The 19,499-nt window shown below is 59.4% G+C and carries 15 protein-coding genes; 6 read left to right on the forward strand and 9 right to left on the reverse strand.

Annotation, left to right across the window (positions count from 1 at the left end; all coding sequences use genetic code 11):
* Positions 1–43: 43 nt before the first annotated feature.
* Positions 44–1,249 carry a galactokinase gene (locus tag GXM19_RS06300; protein ID WP_040358942.1) on the forward strand — a complete coding sequence of 402 codons (1,206 nt, stop codon included), beginning with the start codon at positions 44–46 and terminating at the stop codon, positions 1,247–1,249.
* Entirely contained in the window at positions 1,240–2,868 is a 1,629-nt protein-coding gene (locus tag GXM19_RS06305; protein WP_050766107.1) for a UDP-glucose--hexose-1-phosphate uridylyltransferase, read from the forward strand. Before GXM19_RS06300 ends, GXM19_RS06305 begins: the two co-directional genes overlap by 10 nt.
* Before the next feature lie 343 nt (positions 2,869–3,211).
* Here GXM19_RS06305 and GXM19_RS06310 read toward each other — a convergent pair whose 3' ends face one another.
* From GXM19_RS06310 to GXM19_RS06340, 7 genes are all read right to left on the reverse strand, one after another.
* Positions 3,212–4,147 carry a hexose kinase gene (locus GXM19_RS06310; protein ID WP_040359037.1) on the reverse strand — a complete coding sequence of 312 codons (936 nt, stop codon included), beginning with the start codon at positions 4,145–4,147 and terminating at the stop codon, positions 3,212–3,214.
* Between the two features lie 53 nt (positions 4,148–4,200).
* Positions 4,201–5,082, reverse strand: coding sequence for an aldose 1-epimerase family protein (locus tag GXM19_RS06315; RefSeq protein WP_006234832.1), 882 nt, complete (start codon positions 5,080–5,082; stop codon positions 4,201–4,203).
* 203 nt (positions 5,083–5,285) lie between these two features.
* A complete protein-coding gene (gene lacB, locus GXM19_RS06320) occupies positions 5,286–5,810 on the reverse strand; it encodes a galactose-6-phosphate isomerase subunit LacB (protein WP_006234831.1) in 525 nt (174 codons plus the stop codon).
* 63 nt (positions 5,811–5,873) lie between these two features.
* On the reverse strand, positions 5,874–6,302 hold the full coding sequence (gene lacA, locus GXM19_RS06325) for a galactose-6-phosphate isomerase subunit LacA (protein ID WP_006234830.1): 429 nt from the start codon (positions 6,300–6,302) through the stop codon (positions 5,874–5,876).
* A 307-nt stretch (positions 6,303–6,609) separates the two neighbouring features.
* The gene (locus tag GXM19_RS06330; RefSeq protein ID WP_006234828.1) at positions 6,610–7,641 is read right to left on the reverse strand and encodes a hypothetical protein; all 1,032 of its coding nucleotides are present in this window, start codon (positions 7,639–7,641) and stop codon (positions 6,610–6,612) included.
* Positions 7,642–7,900: 259 nt separating this feature from the next.
* Entirely contained in the window at positions 7,901–8,239 is a 339-nt protein-coding gene (locus GXM19_RS06335; protein WP_006234827.1) for a PTS lactose/cellobiose transporter subunit IIA, read from the reverse strand.
* A 214-nt stretch (positions 8,240–8,453) separates the two neighbouring features.
* Complete coding sequence (locus GXM19_RS06340) at positions 8,454–9,458, reverse strand: LacI family DNA-binding transcriptional regulator (RefSeq protein WP_006234826.1); 1,005 nt, start codon at positions 9,456–9,458, stop codon at positions 8,454–8,456.
* Positions 9,459–9,815: 357 nt separating this feature from the next.
* Between GXM19_RS06340 and GXM19_RS06345 the strand changes: the two genes are divergently transcribed.
* Both GXM19_RS06345 and lacG (GXM19_RS06350) read left to right on the forward strand, forming a co-directional pair.
* A complete protein-coding gene (locus GXM19_RS06345; protein ID WP_006234825.1) occupies positions 9,816–11,591 on the forward strand; it encodes a lactose/cellobiose PTS transporter subunit IIB in 1,776 nt (591 codons plus the stop codon).
* A gap of 70 nt (positions 11,592–11,661) precedes the next feature.
* Positions 11,662–13,101 (forward strand): 6-phospho-beta-galactosidase, encoded by a 1,440-nt coding sequence (gene lacG / locus GXM19_RS06350; RefSeq protein WP_006234824.1) that lies wholly within the window; start codon positions 11,662–11,664, stop codon positions 13,099–13,101.
* Positions 13,102–13,362: 261 nt separating this feature from the next.
* Here lacG (GXM19_RS06350) and GXM19_RS06355 read toward each other — a convergent pair whose 3' ends face one another.
* A complete protein-coding gene (locus GXM19_RS06355; protein ID WP_040358938.1) occupies positions 13,363–14,391 on the reverse strand; it encodes a LacI family DNA-binding transcriptional regulator in 1,029 nt (342 codons plus the stop codon).
* A gap of 350 nt (positions 14,392–14,741) precedes the next feature.
* On the opposite strand from GXM19_RS06355, the gene lacG (GXM19_RS06360) reads away from it, so the two are divergent.
* On the forward strand, positions 14,742–16,184 hold the full coding sequence (gene lacG / locus GXM19_RS06360; RefSeq protein WP_022094683.1) for a 6-phospho-beta-galactosidase: 1,443 nt from the start codon (positions 14,742–14,744) through the stop codon (positions 16,182–16,184).
* A gap of 176 nt (positions 16,185–16,360) precedes the next feature.
* Positions 16,361–18,121: a PTS lactose transporter subunit IIBC gene (locus tag GXM19_RS06365; protein ID WP_006234821.1), complete on the forward strand. Its 1,761-nt coding sequence runs from the start codon at positions 16,361–16,363 to the stop codon at positions 18,119–18,121.
* A gap of 253 nt (positions 18,122–18,374) precedes the next feature.
* Here GXM19_RS06365 and GXM19_RS06370 read toward each other — a convergent pair whose 3' ends face one another.
* A complete protein-coding gene (locus GXM19_RS06370; RefSeq protein ID WP_006234820.1) occupies positions 18,375–19,376 on the reverse strand; it encodes a LacI family DNA-binding transcriptional regulator in 1,002 nt (333 codons plus the stop codon).
* Positions 19,377–19,499 lie beyond the last annotated feature (123 nt).

Consider the following 19,499-nt stretch of genomic DNA (forward strand, 5'->3'; position numbering starts at 1 on the left):
AACGACGCAAAACCCACCCGTGCGCGCCAAGGAAAGGACTCCCATGACCACCCCCGACGAAAAGACATTCGCCACGCTCACCAAGCTGTTCGAGGAGGAGTTTGGCCCCATCGGCGACCGCCAGGTGCTCTACGTGCACGCGCCCGGCCGTTCCGAGATCAGCGGCAACCACACCGACCACGAGGGTGGCCACGTTATCGCCGGCTCGCTCGATGTCGCCGTCGACGGCATCGCCGTGGCAACCGATTCCAACAAGGTTCGCGTAGCCGACGAGGGCTATCCCACGTTTGAAATCGCGCTCGACACGCTAGACGTTCAGGAGTCCGAGAAGGGCACGTCCGCAAGCCTCGTGCGCGGTATGGCCCACGAGGTCGCAGCCCTTGGCGTTGAGCCCAAAGGCTTCGACTTTGCCTTTACCTGCTCCGTCCCCTCGGGCGGCGGCCTTTCCAGCTCTGCCGCCGTCGAAGCCGCGTACGGTCGTGCCATGGAGACGCTCTGGGGCGCGCCCGCCATTGAGCCCGTCACGCTCGCCCAGATGAGCCAGCGCACCGAGAACAACTACTACGGCAAGCCCTGCGGTCTGATGGACCAGGCCGCCGTTTGCTTGGGCGGACTCGCCTACATGGACTTTGAGGATCAGGCCCAGCCCAAGACCCAGAAGCTCAAACTCAACTTTGAGGATCACGGCTATGCGCTCGTGCTCGTTAAGGTCGGTGCCGACCATGTGGCAGCTACCGACGACTACGCCGCCGTTCCGCGCGAGATGCAGGACGTCGCCGCCGAGTTTGGCAAGGCACGCCTGTGCGAGGTCGATGTTGCCGATTTTGACGCCAAGCTCCCCGAGCTGCGTGCCAAACTGGGCGACCGTGCCTGCCTGCGCGCCGTTCACTACTGGTACGAGAACGGCCTGGTCGATAAGCGCTGGGCGGCCCTGAACGCCGGCGACATCGATCAGTTCCTGGTCCTGACGCGCGAGTCCGGCGCCAGCTCTGCCATGTACCTGCAGAATGTCGTTGCCAAGCTGGGCTCCGAGCAGCCTTCCATGTATGCCCTGGCGCTGGCCGAGCACGTGCTCGACGGCCGCGGCGCCGTCCGTATCCACGGTGGCGGCTTTGGTGGCACCATCCAGGCCTTCGTGCCGCTCGACCTGGTCGACACCTTCATCGCCAAGATGAACGGCTGGCTGGGCGAAGGCTCTGCCCGTCACTACGCCATCTCTGACAAGGGGGCTTACGCGGCATGGCTGTAATGACTGACGTGCGCGAGGCCGCGCAGAACCTGATCGAGTACGCTATCCACCGATCGATGATCGGCCAGGACGATCGCATCTGGGCATACAACACCATTTTGGAGTGCATCGGCGCCACGGGCCCGGCGCTCGACATGGCCTGGGCGCTCCAGGTCGAGAAACTCTCGCTCTTGCACCCCGATACCCCACCCGACTTTGACCTTGAAGGCACGCTTGCCGCGCTTTCCGAAGCTGCCGTTGCCAACGGTGCTGCCGAGGACACGGCATCGGGCCGCGATCGCCTCGCCATGCGCATCATGGGCGCGCTCATGCCGAGGCCTTCGGTTGTAAACGAGGAGTTCAACGGCCGCATGGGCGTCAACGAGCCCCGCGCCGCGACCGACTGGTTCTACGGCCTGTGCTGCGACGCCGGCTACGTGCGCCGTGCCGCCATCGCGCGCAACATCAAATGGAGCACCCCCACCAACTGGGGCGATCTTGAGATCACCATCAACCTGTCCAAGCCTGAGAAGGACCCGCGCGACATTGCCGCGGCCGGCGCCGCAAAGAACACGGGCGAGAAGTACCCCGCCTGTCAGCTCTGCATCGAAAACGAGGGCTATCCCGGACGCTCTGCCGCAGCCGACGGCGGCGCTCACCCCGCCCGCCAGAATCTGCGCGTTATCCCCATTCAGCTCAACGGCGAGCGCTGGGGCTTCCAGTACAGCCCGTATGCGTACTTTAACGAGCACTGCATTGCCATGAGCTCCGAGCATCGCCCGATGCACGTCGACCGTAAGGGACTGACCTGCCTGCTCGATTTTGTGGACCTGTTCCCGCACTACTTCATCGGTTCCAACGCCGACCTGCCCATCGTGGGCGGCTCGATTCTGTCGCACGACCACTTCCAGGGTGGCGCGCACGAGTTCCCCATGATGCACGCCGCCGAGGTCTCGCAGTTTAGCGTGCCCGGCTTTGACCAGGTCAGCGGTACCGTGTTGCAGTGGCCGCTTTCGGTGCTGCGCCTGCGCTCGCATGACCGCGCTCAGCTGCTCGACGCTGCCGAGAAGATTATCCTCGCCTGGCGCGAGTGGACCGATGAGTCCGTGGGCGTTATCGCGCACACAGCCGATGGCGTGGCGCACAACACCGTGACGCCCGTCATCCGCCGCGTCGACTCTCGCGGCAACGCCGGCGGCGAGATCTACGAGGCCTACCTGGCGCTTCGCTGCAATATCACGACCGACAAGCATCCGCTGGGCGTATTCCACCCGCATGCCGAGTATCACCATATTAAAAAGGAGAACATCGGCCTGATCGAGGTCATGGGCCTGGCCATTTTGCCGCCACGCTTGGTTCCCGAGCTCGGCGCTGTCCGCGAGCACTTGCTGGCAGCCAAGGCCGATGCCAGCTACGACCTTGCCGGTGCGCTCGAGGGCGATGATCTTTGCCGCAGCCATGCCGCGTGGGCCGAGGATGTCTATGCCCGCCGCGCCGATGAGCTTACGGCCGACAACGCCATCGATATCCTGCACGAGGAGGTCGGCGTGGTGTTTGGCCACGTGCTCGACAACGCCGGCGTCTTTAAGTGGGACGAAGCAGGACGCACCGCCCAACAGCGCTTTATCGACTCACTGTAATGGTCCCTTGGGGACGGAGGAAAACAGATCATTTCGTCTTCAAGACAACGGCGCCCGCCGGCAACATCGCCGACGGGCGCCGTTTTTGAGTGTAGTCATTGGGGTCATTCTTAAGGGGCGTTCTTAAACGACTAGTCATTAAAGAGCGTCCCCAATGACTACTTGCAACCAAGGCAACGCCGGTGTCTTGGCAACGACAGCGAAAACGCCCCTAAGCGAGCAAGGTGACGTGAAAGAGGAGGGCATTGACCTTTTGGTCATGCCCGACGATTGAACGTCAGATTGCCGCTTAGGGGCGTTTGCAGCGTCGCGCCGTTACGCGGTTTGGTAAAACCGCGTAACCCTACAGTTCAGTCACGACAACACTGTTGTAGACCTCGTCCCAGCGATCCATGACCAGGTGGCCGGTCTTGGGATCCATGGCGTTGAGCTTGCCGCAGGTATTGGCGGTCTTGAGCACCGTGACGTCGTCGGCACCGGCAGCGATGGCATGCGCAAAGCCGGCGATGGTCGAGTCACCGGAACCCGTCGCGTTCACAGCCGCAATCGCAGGCGTCTTGGCGCGGAACGCGCGACCCTCATGGAAGCCCACCGAACCGGCAGCGCCCATCGAAACGACAACCCAGGGGATACCGGCAAAGCGGTCATCGGCGGCAAGCGTCTCGTGCAGGGCATCGACATCATCGGTCGTAAAGGACGTACCCAGCAGGCCGTTAATCTCGGTCAGGTTGGGCTTTACGAGCTCAGGCTTAGCGTCGGACTCCAGCGCGGCCTCCAGTGATGCACCCGAGGTGTCGAGCAGCACCTTGGCGCCCGCCTCCTCGGCGATCTTGACGAGCTCGGCATAGTAGCCGGCATCGACGCCACGCGGCAGCGAGCCCGAAAGCGTCACAACGTCCGCCTTCGCTGCAAGCTCGGCGAACTTGGCCGTAAAGGCCTCGAGCTCGGCCGGGGCGATCTGCGGGCCGCTCTCCAAAAGCTCGGTCTGATTACCCTCGTGCAGAATATTCAGGCAAATGCGCGTCTCACCGGCGATGGGCACAAAGTCGTTCTTGACGCCGTCGGCATCCATAAGCTCAGCCATATAGGCACCCATGTGGCCGCCGAGCAGACCGGTCGCGAGCACGTCATCTCCCAGCTGCAGCAACACGCGGCTCACGTTGAGGCCCTTGCCGCCAGCGGTCTTTTCGGGCGTCACACGGTTAACATCGTCGATGATCAGCTTGTCGAGCTGATAGCGCGTATCAATCGACGGGTTCATGGTAACGGTCAGAATCATGTTGAACTCCTGTTCCGGGGCGGCATAACCCGCCCCAAACATACGATAACTCGTTAAAGGATCTCGATCTCAAAGCCGCGGGTGACGGTCTCTCCCGGCTTGGCCACCAGGCAGCCACGCTTGTGCTCCAGAATATCGTCCTCGTCGGAGCAGGTGGACAGACCACCCCACGGTTCCACGGCCACAAAGTCACCCTCGGGCTTGCTCCACACAATCAGGTACGGCATATCGGGGAACGTCAGGCGCACGCCCTTGTCCTCGGTTTTCTTGGTAAGCGTAACCACGCGGCTCTCGAGCACGTCAAAGATGGTCTCCGCGAAGTCAAAGAGTTCGTGGGTCAGCGGCAGGTCATGACCAACCATCGGGTTCTTGCTGCGATGCTCAACATCAATCAGGCCCGTCGAAGGAACGGCAGTACAGAGCTCGGCGGCCTCGCGCTGCTCAAAACGGAGCTCGTAGTCGTCATAGGACTCGCCCTCGTCAAGCGGGCACTTAAAGCCAGGGTGACCGCCCACAAAGAACGGCATGTCCTCGGTGCCCTCATTGGTCACCTCGTACGACACGGCCACCTTTTCCGCATCGATCGTGTAACGAGCAACGATCTTAAACGGATACGGGTACTGCTCGAGCAACTCGGCATGGTCGGCAGAGCTTAGGCTCAGCGCGACCATGTTGTCGCCCTGCTCCTCGAGCTTCCACTCCTGTTTGCGAGCAAAGCCGTGACGGGCAAGCTTAACCTCGCGGCCGCCCATGGTCATTGCGCGACCGTCACGAAGGCCGCCGCAGATCGGGAAACAAATGGGTGCCTGGCCCGACCAGACCGCCGGGTCACCCTGCCACAGGTACTCACGGCCGTTGGCCGCAATAGAAGTGAACGATCCGCCAGCCGTGCTCAACGCAATGCGGACAGAGCCGTTATCAAGAACAAACTCCATGGGAATCTTCTCCTTCACATATCATCTCGCACGATCCATTGTGAACGTCGTGCCTTTAGCAGAAAGGTAATGAGGCAGCGCCGCAAACAAAAGAACAATGCACGTCCAGCCCGCTGGACCAATTGGGCTGATAGAAAACCGGCCCGCGCCCCCTCACAGAAACGCGAGCCGTCAACGGACTAGTTAATTACGCCGAATACCCACTAATCATGGTACTCGCCGCGGTCCCACTTCTCGAGGAACTCGTCAAAGAAGTGCGGGTCAGCCTGAGCCTCGGCGTCGGCCTTATTGCAGGCATCGATCTTGGCGATCAGGGCATCGTGCTCGGGGGTCTTCTCGTAGGGCTCCTCCAGGAAGGCAAGCATGATATCGGCCATCAGGAACTCGCCGGTAATCTTGCCGCCAAAGCCCACGATGTTGGCGTTGAGCTCGCGACGAGCATACAGGGCAGAGGTCATGTCGCGGACCAGGGCGCAGCGGGCGCCGGGAACCTTGTTGACGGCGTTGGTGATGCCGATGCCGGTGCCGCACAGGGCCACGCCAAAGTCGGCCTTGCCGCTGGCAACAGCCTCGCCCACGGCCTTGCCGTAGATGGGATAGTGCGTACGGGTGTGGCTGTAGGTGCCGCAGTCGAGCACCTTGTAACCAGCCTGCTCCAGGCGGTCGGCCAGATAGATCTTCTCGTCCGTAACGATATGGTCGCAACCGATTGCGATGGTCTTCTTCATCAGAACGTCCTTTCGTCTGAATTCACAAGTTGAGGTAGAAGTTCGAGTTCTCGGTGGCTCTCGTTAGGCCATCTTGTTGAGCATGTCGACACGGATCTGGTGACGGCCGCCGGCGTACTGGGCGCGCAGGAACTCGCGGGCGATCTTCTTGGCGACCTCGGTGCCCACAACGCCCGGGCCCATGGTGACCATGCGCGAGCCGTTGTGCTCGCGGGTCATGTAGGCGGAACGCTCGTCGGAAATGTTGGCGACGACCATACCCTTAATCTTGACGGCGGCCATATAGGAGCCGACGCCGTACTTATCGAATGCGAAGCCCTGGGAATCCTTGTGCTCCAGCAGGTCCTTGGCAACGGCGGTCGCGGAATCGACAAAGTCCGCGGCAGGGGTCTCGGAATAGTCGACGACCTCGTGACCGTCGGCGATGAGCATCTCCTTGATGGACTCCTTCATCGACATACCGTCGGCATCGGAAGCGATTACAACCCTCATGACATCCTCCTTGAGAGATACGCAGGTGCGTAGTTTCTGTTTGGAAGTGTTGAATCGCGTTCAGGTCCGGGCATCTGAATGTGCGGTTCTTCACTGTTCATGTTTATTTGAACACATTCGAACAGTAACTGCAAGAATTATTTGTTTATCTTTGTTCTTTTTTGAACAAATACCGTTCACGGATGATTGCCGACCGTCTGGACCCGGCGCGGACGTAGCGACCGCGTATTCAACAAACAAAAGGGCGGCCGAGAACGTGTCTCGGCCGCCCTTCTTACAGTTGATCTTCCAAAGAACGCTTTGCCGCCTACTCAGACTGCCTGCCCTTCTTGGCGTGCTTGGACGGAGCACTCAGAAAGCGGCCCGTCAAATAGTTCGCCGGGCCGGAAATATCAATCCCCAGCAGCACGTGTCCTAGCCATAGGAACGCCACGAGCACCAGCAGCGGGATAACGCACGAGGTCACGATCATCACGATGACGCCTTCGATGAGGTCGGTCACCTGCTGCACGATCTCATCGGTCATCTGCTTGGCGCCGCTGGTCACCGACGTGACCAGGTTCGAGGCCCCATCAGTCAACTGCTCAAGCACGTTTTTGGACTCCGTGGCCTCGGATTTTTTCTTGTTCGATTTTGAGCTGGTCTCGGCTGACTTGTCCGTGGTGTCGGCCGCGTCCGCAGCGTCCGCAGCCTTTTGCTCAGCTTGCTCAATACTTACGCGATACGTTTCATCGACCTTTTGCGACACCCATACGCTCGCGGGCACGAGCGCCATGCCGATCACGGCAACCACCAGTACGCGTGTCGCCACACGGCGCAGGACAGTGCTCGTGCTCCAGCGCCCGTGAATGCCGAGCGACACCGCAAAGAGCACCAACGCAAACGGAATTAGGATGCCCAGGCCAACCGACCACAAAATGGTCAGCAGATATTTCTCAAGATAGAGCACGGCAAGCACGATACCCAAGTTTCCCGAAAGCTGCGCGAGCTGCTCGGCAACCGGCGTTCCCGTATCGCCCGGCAGCGCGGTGATACCCGCAGATAGGGCGACGCACGAGGTCGTGAGCGCCAAAACATTGCCCTTCTTTTGATCGATGACCTCGATGGTGGAGTCCCAGGTCTTGGTATCGGCAAAATGCGGACGAGCTACAAAGCCCGACAACAGCGCCAGTACCACGAGCGCAACGATAAAGCCAATCTGCAGCTTTTTGTTTGCGCACACGACATCGGACAGGCTGGGCTGCAGCTCGGTTACCGTCGTATGCTCGGTTATCTGGACAGGACGCCCATGAGTCATCTCGTGCGCGTCTTTCTTTTGAATCGATCCGTTGTCCGGCATTTGGATACCTCCTCAGTCCGGCGTTTAATGCGAAAGGAAGTATACCCACCGAGCAAAAAACGAACGGGAAGACGAACAGAGCGCACCAAGACTGTCCCCAATGACTATCTCCGGATGAGTTGCGGTGGAATAGGGATTGTTTTGCGCCCGTCGGCCCCTATTCAGTCCCTATTTCACCGCAACTTGAAGGAGAACAGAAAAAGCCCTGCCGCGGGTAACGGCAGGGCTTTTGGAAGGGAACTGAGTTGCGCAAAAAGGGTTAGGCGAGCTTGGCCTCGAGCTCGGCAATGCGCTTGTAGGCGTCGATGGTAAAGCGGGTCTGCTTCTCCAGAATCATGGTAGTCATGAGGGTATCCTGAGCGTGGGCCATGATGAAGGTCATCTCCATCTCGCCACCACCGGCCTCCTGCGAAAGCAGCTTGGTCTGCGTGTCGTGGGCGCCGATAAGTGCATCGCTGGCATCCTTGTGCAGCTGTTCGGCCTTCTCAAAGTCACCCTCGCGAGCAGCATCGAGCGCTGCAAGCAGATCTGTCTGGGCGTCACCTGCGTATGCGACAATCTCGAATCCAACCATCGAGATTTCTTCTTTGGTTGCCATATTGCGTTCCTTTCACATATGAACCAATGGAGAGCATCGCGTCCGGGCATACGCGCTGCGTTGTGTATGACAGAAACAATAACATTCAAACAAAAAAGAACAGCGTAAAACGTAATTTCGAGCTATGAACGGTCGCTTTTCGCCCGTGAACGGTTTTTAAACCAATCTGAACAATATCGAACACAATTAGCGGCAACCCAAACAGACCTGCGCCCTAGCGTACATCGCGCACCGTATCGCCCTCGACGAGCACGCCCGGAAACAGCATGTGCTCCACACCGGGCGCAACGCCCTCGGCGCCGGCAATCTTGTCGACCGCCCACATGCCGACGCGCTTGTTGTCAAAGCGCACCGTGGTCAGGCGACGGTCGGGCACGATATCGCCCAGGCTGTCATCAACACCCACCACACTCACGTCCTCGGGCACGCGCTTTCCGCGCGACTCGAGCCCGCGAATGCAGCCGTAGGCCATGGCGTCGTTGGAAGCATAAATGGCCGTACAGGTCGGATCATCCGCCAGGGCCTGACCTGCGGCATATCCGCTCTGCGCCGTCCAATCGCCACGGATAAGTCGCGGTGGCTCAATGCCATGCGCGCGCAATGTCTCGCGCCAGCCTTCCTCGCGCCGCATGCCCGAAAGCGAGCGCTCGGGACACGAGATAAAGTGCACGGTCTTGTGCCCCCGCTCCAGCAAGTACTCGACCACCTGGCGCGAGCAATCGAACTGGTCGTTATCGACCGTTGAACAGAGCGGGTGCTCCAACATCGTAACGAGCACCGTCTGCATGCCGGGCAGCGGCTCAAAAGTGCCAAAGTCTGCCGGCATGCGATTCATGATCACAACCATACCGTCCACTGGCAGTGCGCTCATGCGCGACGATGCGCTCTCGAGGGTATACGGATGCCCGTCTACTTTAGTGAGGGTGATGGCATAGCCGTGCTTATCGGCCGCGGCGGCAAAGCCCTCCATACGGTCGAGATTGCCGGTGCCGGTAATGTTGAACATGGCGACGCCGACGGTCTTAAACTTACCGCGGCGCAGCGATCGACCGGCAAAATTGGGGCGATACCCCAGCTCGCGCATGGCGGCACGCACGCGTTCCTTGGTCTCGGGGCGCACGCTGGGCGAATCGTGCACGGTGCGCGAGACCGTCTGCTCCGAGACGCCCGCGAGGCGCGCTACGTCTTTGACGGATACCGATTTTTTAACAGCGGCCATAGGTCGATCTTTCTATGTCAACGATGCCATTGGTGGCACCTTGCGCAGTCATTTTTAACGCCTTCAAGTATATCCAACGCCTCCCCCACCATACGCTCACCACCCAAAACCTACCGTTCACCGACATTTTTGCTTCCCCGAACGGCTTTTGTCGCCCAAATGTTAACGTTGCCATTGTGCAAACACAGAGCCACCGGGCGGCTCAAACGTTTACGCGCAAGGAATCGACGGTCCACAGGCACAGGGGCCATCGGTTCGCGTCTTATTTTGTGTCGCAAAATGGCAACGTCAACATTTTGGCAACCAAACGTCAAAAGCTACCATCGTTGCCAACCCACCGACTCTTAGGAGCTTTGCATGGAGCAACTCATCGCCATCATCGAAAAGGGGCAGCCCTTTTTCAACGCGATCGCCCGCAACAAGTACCTCAAGGCGATCCGCGACGGTTTTATCTCCGTCATCCCCATCATCATCTTCTCGTCCATCTTCTGCCTGGTAGCCTCGGTTCCCAATATCTGGGGTTTCTACTGGCCCGATGACATCAACAACGCCCTGTGGAAGTGCTACAACTACTCCATGGGCATCCTGGCCATCGCCTGTGCCGCCACCACGGCCAAGCACTTCGCCGACGCTCAGAACCGCGATCTGCCCAAGAACAACCAGATCAACTTCATCTCGTGCATGTGCGCGGCCATCATCGGCTTCTTGCTCCTTTCGAGCGACACGATCGCCACGGACGCTGCCAGCGGCTTCAACACCACCTACTTTGGTTCCAAAGGCCTGCTGACCGCCTTTATCGCTGCGTTTGTGACCGGCATCATCTACAAGTTCTTCATTAAGCGCAACATCACCGTCAAGATGCCCGAGCAGGTTCCGCCCAACATCTCGCAGACCTTTAAGGACATCATCCCCTTCTCCGTCTGCATCACCGTCTTTTGGGTCTTTGACATCGCCTTCCGCGCTGCTTTTGGCTTCTGCTTTGCCCAGGGCGTCATCCAGGTGTTCCAGCCCCTGTTCACCGCTGCCGACGGCTACATCGGCCTCGCTGTGATCTACGGCGCTATGAGCCTGTTCTGGTTCGTCGGCGTCCACGGCCCCTCGATCGTCGAGCCCGCCATCGCCGCCGCCCTCGTTGCCAACATGACCGACAACCTGGCTGCGTTCCAGGCCGGCCAGCACGCTTCCGCTGTCCTGACCCAGGGTGCCCAGTACTTCGTCGTCTGCATGGGCGGCACCGGCGCCACGCTCGTCCTGGTCTTTATGTTCTGCTTCCTGGCCAAGTCTCAGGAGATGCGCGCCGTCGGTAAGGCCGCCATCGTCCCCGTCTGCTTTGCCGTCAACGAGCCGCTGCTGTTCGCCGCGCCCATCGTGCTCAACCCCGTCTTCTTTGTCCCGTTTGTCTTTGCCCCGATCGCCAACATCTGGATCCTCAAGATCTTTATCGACTTCTTGGGCATGAACGGCTTTATGTACACCCTGCCTTGGACCGTCCCCGGCCCCATCGGCACCATCATGGGCCTGGGCTTCCAGCCGCTCGCCTTTGTGATGCTCGCCCTTATCCTGGTCGTCGACTTTGTTCTGTACTATCCGTTCTTCCGTGCCTACGACGCCCAGAAGTGCGCCGAGGAGGCCGAGATCTCCCAGGAGGAGCTCGCCGCCAAGAACGCCGAGAAGGCCGCCAAGCTCAACGATGCCTTCCAGGGCAAGGCCGACGCCAAGAGCGTTGCCGCCGGCGCTGCTGCCGAGGCCGTGAAGGCCGACGCCCCCGCCGCTTCCGCAGCACCCGCCACCGAGGCTACGGCCACTAGCGACCTCAACGGCAAGCGCGTGCTCGTGCTCTGCCAGGGTGGCGGCACCTCGGGCCTGCTCGCCAACGCGCTGGCCAAGGCTGCCAAGGAGCGCGGCATTAACCTCGAGACCGCTGCCGAGGCCTATGGCAACCACGTGGACATGCTCCCCGACTTTGACCTGGTCGTCCTGGCCCCGCAGGCTGCCAGCTACCTGGCCGACCTGCAGAAGGACTGCGAGCGCGTGGGCAACAAGTGCGTCGCCTGCCGCGGCAAGCAGTACATCGAGCTCTCCCAGAACGGCGACAAATCTCTCGCCTTCGTCTCCGAGCAGCTTTCGAAGTAAGTAACGCTCAGGGCCAGCCGACCATCAACAGCCGGCTGGCCCTTCGATTTAGACGATTGGATATTTCATCATGTCCGTTAACCCTGCCAGCGTCACCAACCCGCCCGCGCAGTTTCCCGAGAACTTTGTCTTTGGCGGTGCCACTGCTGCCTACCAGGTGGAGGGCGAGACCCGCACCCACGGTAAGGGCAAGGTTGCCTGGGACGACTTCTTGGAGGCCCAGGGGCGCTTTTCCCCCGATCCCGCTTCGGACTTCTACAACCAGTACCCCGTCGACTTGGAGCTGTGCGAGGAGTTTGGCATCAACGGCATTCGCCTCTCCATCGCCTGGAGCCGCATCTTCCCCAACGGTATCGGTGAGATTAACCCCGAGGGTGTCCAGTTCTATCACGATCTCTTCGCCGAATGCCACAAGCACCACGTTGAGCCGTTTGTCACGCTGCATCACTTTGACACGCCGCTTCCCCTCTTTGAGAAGGGCGACTTCCTCAACCGCGAGACCATCGACGCCTTTGTGGACTTTGCCACCTTCTGCTTTAAGGAGTACGCCGACCAGGTGACCTATTGGTTCACCTTTAACGAGATTTGGGCCGATGCCTCCAACACCTACATCGAGGGCACCTTCCCCGGCGGCGTCAAGGCGCATCTGGCCGAGGCTTTCCAGTGCGAGCACAACATGATGCTCGCCCACGCCAAGGCCGTACTGGCCTTCCACAACGGCGGTTTTAAGGGCAAGATCGGCGTCATTCAGTCGTTGGAGTTTAAGTATCCGCTCAACGAGAACGACCCCGCCGACATCAAAGCCGCCAACAACGAGCACGTGCTGCAGAACCAGTTCTTGCTCGACGCCACCTTCCGTGGCGACTACGCGCCCGACACCCTCGAGTGCGCCAACCGTCTGGCTGCCGTCTCGGGCGGCACCATCGAGATCCTGGACGAGGACCTCGAGATTATGCGCGAGGCCGCGCTCTACAACGACTACCTGGGCGTTAACAACTACCAGTGCCGCTTCTTGAAGGCCTACGATGGCGAGAACGACCTGCACCACAACGGTACGGGCGAGAAGGGCACTGGCCGCTGGCGCGTTAAGGGCATTGGCGAGCATGTGAACAAGCCCGGCGTCCCCACCACCGACTGGGACTGGATCATCTATCCCGAGGGCCTGTTCGATCTGCTCGTCTACATTAAGCAGCGCTACCCCAACTACAAGCAGATCTTCATCACCGAGAACGGCATGGGCTACAAGGACCCCTACAAGGACGGTTTTGTGGACGACCAGCCGCGCATCGACTACATCGAGCAGCACCTGCGCTGGTTGCTCAAGGCCATGGAGGTGGGCGTCAACGTGGGCGGCTACTTCCTGTGGAGCCTGCAGGATCAGTTTTCCTGGACCAATGGCTACAACAAGCGCTATGGCTTCTTCTACGTTGACTTTGAAACCCAGAAGCGCACGCCCAAGGCAAGCGCCTACTGGTACAAGCACGTAGCGCAGACCCGTCGTCTGGACTAGCGGCTTGCGGGGTTACCCGCCCACATAACCTGTCCCCATTTCTCAACCGGGGGCGGCACGTCACACGGCGCGCCGCCCCCGGCCTTTTTGGGCGGTTCGGGGTCCGTTTGTCTCAATCTGTAACATCTAGCCGAGTTTTTGGGTCCTAGCTGTTACAGATTGAGACGAACAGGATTGCTCTTTCCGAAGAATCTAAATCTGTAACACGTAGCCCGCTTTTGACCGTCTACCTGTTACAAATCGAGACAAACGGAGTAGGACCTAACCCCGTATGTCCCTAACAGTCGAGCGTTCGACCAGCGTGCTCGGCACATGAATCGCCTCGATAGACGAGCTCTCTCCAATCGCCGCCTCAAACGCAAGCTTACCGACACCGCGCAAATCAAATCGCAGCGTCGTCAGCCGATTGTGAGGAACAAGTCCCTCGAGTGCGTCGTCGATACCAACCACGCTCACGTCGTCGGGCACGGACAGGCCCGCGTTCTCGAGCGCGGCGATAACGCCCAGCGCCATCTGGTCATTTGCCGCAAGCACGGCAGTCGGCGCCTGCGACCCGCCGGCAAGCACCTCGGCCGCAATCCGCTCGCCCATGGCGTACCCACTGTCCGCACTCCAATCGCCACGCAGCATCGGAGCGGCATCGACATGAGCACGACCCAGCGTATCGCGCCAACCGGCCTCACGAAAACGCGAGGAAATCGAGTTTTCCGGACCCGCCACAAACCGCATATTCGAGTGACCATGTTCCAGCAGATAATTGGTCAACAGCTCGCACGAACCATACTGGTCGGAGTCGATCGTCGTGCAGCGCGGATGCGCATACATGGACAGGATGACCGTTCGCACTCCCGGCTGGGGAACAAACTCCTCAAAATCGGGAGCCATGCGGTTCATGTTGAGAATCATGCCGTCGACGGGTCGCTCGACCATGCGGCGCGAGGCATCGGCAAGTGCATAGGGCTTGTCGCCGCCCATCTCGATCATAGTGACGGCAAAATCGTGCTCGCGCGCCGCTTGCATGATACCCTCGAGCGTCGCCAGGTTACCGACACGTGTGATGTTGTACATGCACAGGCCAATAGAACGATACGACCCGCCGCGCAACGCCGCTCCAGCAAAATTGGGACGAAAGCCCAGCTCTTCCATGGCGGCCAGCACACGCTTGCGCGTCTTTTCCGTCACGTTGGGCATACCGTTGACCACGCGAGACACAGTCTGGCGGCTCACGCCAGCGAGCGCCGCAACCTCTGCCGCGCTCGCCGAACGACCATTCCTTGTCTGCTGATCCATGCCTTCCACGCTAACCTGCTTCCCAACTATTCCCCGCGCCCATGGCGCATCGTACATACATTGATAACGTGCTCATGATACCCGAGCCATATACCACAACATGAAAACTTCTGTCAATCAAAACCGCTTACCGAACAAATACAACCGTTCGCGGCTGTTTGAAGTTGTTTTGTTTCTATACATCCCAGCCGGATGTTAACGTGCTCATTGTCAAATGTTCACGTGCTCATTTTGGTTCTAATCATTTTAAGATAGTGTTTATCGGGCTTTTTCACCGCTGAACGCTAACCAGGGAGCCTCCTGAGCGCAAACGCACAATATCGAACAGCGAGACGAGAGGGTGTATGCATATGTCTTTGCTAAACCGCGTACAGCAGCTGCCGAAGGGCTTTGTTTGGGGCGCCGCAACCGCCGCGTACCAAACGGAAGGTTCCACGAAGGTGGCAGGCAAGGGTAAGACCATGTGGGACGATTACCTTGTCGCCCAGGGTCGCTTTTTGCCCGACCCGGCCAGTGATTTCTACAACCGCTACGAGGAGGATATCCGCCTTTCTGCCGAGCATGGACTCAACGCCATTCGTGTGTCCATCGCCTGGACCCGCATCTTCCCCAACGGCGACGATGCCGAACCCCTCGCCGAGGGCGTTAAGCACTACCACGAGCTGTTCGCCTGCTGCAAAAAGTATGGCGTCGAGCCCTATGTGTCCCTGCATCACTTTGACTCCCCCGCCGCCCTGTTCAACCAGGGCGACTGGCTCAACCGCAAGACCGTCGACGCCTATGTGCGCTATGCCGAGTTCTGCTTCCGCGAGTTCCGCGAGGTCAAGAATTGGTTCACCATCAACGAGCTCATCAGCCTCTCGCACTCCCAATACATCCAAGGCAACTTCCCGCCCAACCATCACTTTGATGTGACGAGCGGCATCCAGAGCCAGCACAACGAGCTCGTTGCCCACGCCCGCGCCGTCAACCTGTATAAGGATCTTGACGAGACCGAGCACCTGGGCGGACGCATTGGCATGGTCAACGTCCTGACGCCGGCATATCCTGCCACCGACTCGCCCGCCGACCAGCACGCCGCCGACCTGTACAACGCCTTCTACACCGACTTCATCATGGACGGCGCCTTCCTGGGTCACTACTCCGCGCGCACCCTCTCACTCATCAACGAGATTCTGCGTGCCAACAACGCCACACTTACGGTTGAGGACAGCGACATGGAGGAGCTCGCCAAGGCGGCGCCCCGCAACGATATGTTCGGCCTCAACTACTATCAGTCGGCGTTTATCGCCGCCTACGATGGCGAGTCAACCAACAGCTTTAACGGCACCGGAGACAAGGGCACCTCGTGCTTTAAGTTTAAGGGCGTCGGGCAGCAGGTCGATATGCCGGGTATCCCCACCACCGACTGGGATTGGCTCATCTACCCGCAAGGCCTCTACGACACGCTCAAGCACATCAGCGCCACCTATCCCAACCTCCCCGTCATCTATATCACCGAAAACGGCCTGGGCCACAAGGACCCCGAGCCCGACGCAAACGGCATCGTCGCCGATCCCGAGCGCATCGACTTTGTCGACCAGCACATGGAGAAGGTGCTCCAGGCGCGCGCCGAGGGCGTCGACGTCCAGGGCTACTTTATCTGGAGCCTGCAGGACCAGTTCTCGTGGGCCAATGGCTATAACAAGCGCTACGGCCTGTTCTACATCGACTTCGACACGCAAAAACGCTACATCAAGCAGTCGGCACTCTGGTACAAGGAGCTCGCCGACACTATGGCGGACGCGCAGTAGCGCATCGCCTCGCTTTCCCCCGAGAAGGGAGCGGCCCTATGCGATACAAACCCAGCCGCTCCCCTCTCTCCCCCTGGGACCGGCCCCGCCTGCACCCGGGCTTTTAGCAAGCGGGAGACCATATAGGTTTTCAACGTCCATGCCATTAAGATTTCATGCAAAGAGGAGCGTGAACTATGGAATCGATCGTTAAGTTCTTGGAGAAAGGTCAGCCGTACTTCGACAAGGTCTCTAAGAACATCTACCTTCAGGCCATTAAAGACGGCTTTTTGGCAGCAATGCCCATTATCCTGTCTTCTTCTGTCTTCCTGCTCATTTCGACCCTGCCGGGCGTTGTCGCCACGGTCGGCGGCTTTACGCTGCCCGACTGGTGGAACGTCGACGTCGTGAACTTCTGCAACAAGGTTTACAACTTCACGATGGGCGTCGTGGGCATCATGGTCGCCGGCACCACCGCAAGCGCGCTGACCGGCTCCAAGAACCGCCGCATGCCTGCCGGCAAGGCCATCAACGCCACGAGCACCATGGTCGCCGCCATGTGCGCTATGCTCATCTTGGCCGTTACCCAGACGAGTGCCAAGATCGACGGCGCCGATGTCTCGGTGTTCTTTACCGACAACATGGGCACCAAAGGCCTGCTGAGCTCCTTTGTCGCCGCATTTGCCACGGTCAACATCTATGCCTTCTGCATTAAGCGAGACATCACCATCAAGCTGCCCAAAGAAGTCCCCGGCGCCATCGCCCAGAACTTCCGCGACATCTTCGCCTTCAGCTTCTCCATCCTGTTTGTCGCCGTCATCGACGTTATCTGCCGCACCTGCTTGGCCGTCCCGTTTGCCAACGTCATCTCCACGCTGGTGAGCCCGCTGTTCGCCGCTGCCGATTCCTACGCCGGCCTCGCCCTCATCTGGTTCATGATCCCGCTGTTCTGGTTCATGGGCATCCACGGCCCCTCGGTCGTTAAGCCTGCCCTCAACGCCGCGCTGTTTGGCAACATCACCACCAACCTCGCCACGCTGCAGGCCGGCGGTCACCCCGCCCTCGCCCTGACCGAGAACTTCGGTAACTACATCGGCGAACTCGGCGGCACCGGCGCCACGTTCATTGTCCCGATCATCTTCCTGCTCTTTATGCGCTCCAAGCAGCTCAAGGCCGTCGGCAAAGCCTCTGTCGTACCCGTGATGTTCGCCGTCAACGAGCCGCTGCTGTTCGCCGCGCCCATCATCCTCAACCCGTACTTCCTGATCCCGTTCCTGTTTGCCCCCGTGGCCAACGTCCTCATTGGTAAGTTCTTCATCGACTTTTTGGGCATGAACGGCTTTATCTATGCCATGCCGTGGGCACTCCCCGGACCGATCGGCACCTTCATCGACACCAACTTCCAGCCGATCTCTCTGGTCCTGGTTGTCGTCCTGCTGGTCGTTGACTTCTTGATCTACTACCCGTTCTGCAAGGCCTACGACAACGTCCTGTGCAAGCAGGAGGCCGAGACCCTGGCCGAAGAAGAGGCCGAGGAGACCAAGGCCGTCAAGACCGCTGCCGCCCCCGCCGTTGAGGCTCCTGTTGTCGAGACCGCTTCTGCCACCGAGGCCTCCGCAGCTCCGTCCGCCCTTAAGGGCAAGGATCTGAGGGTTCTGGTTCTGTGCGCTGGCGCCGGCACCTCTGCACTGCTCGCCAACGCGCTTAAGGAAGGCGCCGACGAGCTGGGCATCGACATTACCGCCAACGCCGGTGCCTACGGCAGCCACTACGCCATCATGGACCAGTACAACGTCATCGTCCTGGCTCCGCAGGTTCGCACCTATTACAACGAGATGAAGGCCGACACCGACCGCCTGGGCATCACGCTGCTGTCGCCCAAGGGCAAACAGTACATCGACCTCACTAAGGATCCCAAGGGTGCCGTCGCCTGGATCGAGGAAAACCTCAAGGCATAAGACGCTGACGCCACCTGCCGCTCGCAGACAAAAAATGGCCCGTGCATCGATGCGTGATGCGCGGGCCATTTTGTTTAGACCGCACCCGTCCTCCTGTTCATCTCAATCTGTAACAACTAGCTGAGTTTTTGGATCCTAGCTGTTACAGATCGAGACAAACAGAACGCCCGAGCAGAAATATCTCAATCTGTAATATTTAGCTGAGTTTTTCGGTCCTAACTGTTACAGATTGAGACGAACGGGCCGAAAAACCCTACGCCCGCAAGTCCTTTACGCTGGAACGCTCGACCAACACGCCCGACACAAGCGTGCGACTTCTGGAGCTCGGGGCTTCCAAACCCGCAACGACCTCGTTAAGCGCACGGATGCCCAGCTCGCGGTGGCGAAACTTCACCGACGTCAGAATCGAGTTGGGAATCGTCTTGTAGAGCTCATCGTCGAAGCCGATCACGGACACGTCGTCGGGCACACTGAGTCCTTTGTCATGTAGAGCCATCATCACACCATTTGCCATGCAGTCGTTAGCAGCGAGGATCGCCGTGCAATCGGGTTTATCGGCAAGCACAAGGCCCGCGGCATAGCCACTATCCGCATTCCAATCGCCTTGCAGAGGCTCGGACGGCTCAATGCCACGTGCCTCGAGCGCCGCACGCCAACCTTTCATACGGCACTGGCTCGACAGCGACTCTTTCTTACCAGAGACGAAATACACGTTCTTGTGCCCGCGATTTAAGAAGTGCTCGCACGCCATGCGCGCACCACCCTCTTGATCGTCACTAACGGTAGAGCAGGTAGGATGTTCCATCGGCGTGATAATCACCGTCTTGAGGTCTTTCGGTGCCTCAAACGTATCAAAGTCATCGACCATCTGACGCAGGTTGAAGATCATGCCATCAACAGGCAGCTGCGACATCCTGCGCGCTGCGTCGGCAAGGGTCATCTTCTCCCCCGCGCACTTCTTAATCATCGTGAGCGCAAAGCCGCGTTCTTCGGCGGCATCGGCGATACCGTCAATCATGTCCACGGCGCCGCCCGACAAGTGGAACATCACCACGCCGATGCACCCGTAACGGCCCAACTTGAGTGAACGCGCGGCAAAGTTAGTTCGAAACCCGAGCGCCTCCATTGCGGAATGGACCTTATCGCGTGTCGACTCTCGCACGCTATCGGGCTCGTTGATCACGCGCGACACCGTCTTGAGAGAAACGCCCGCAGCAACTGCCACATCGTTCATTGAGACATTTTTCTTGTCCATCGTTGCCACTACTTCTCCAGTCGGTTTTGCATCGCTTGTTTTTTGCGTTCTAGCATACACTACCTGCCCGACTGACAAATCAGCCGTTTATCGGACAATATCGACCGTTCACCCGTAAATCCT

The organism is Collinsella aerofaciens ATCC 25986, assembly GCF_010509075.1.
GTDB lineage: Bacteria > Actinomycetota > Coriobacteriia > Coriobacteriales > Coriobacteriaceae > Collinsella > Collinsella aerofaciens.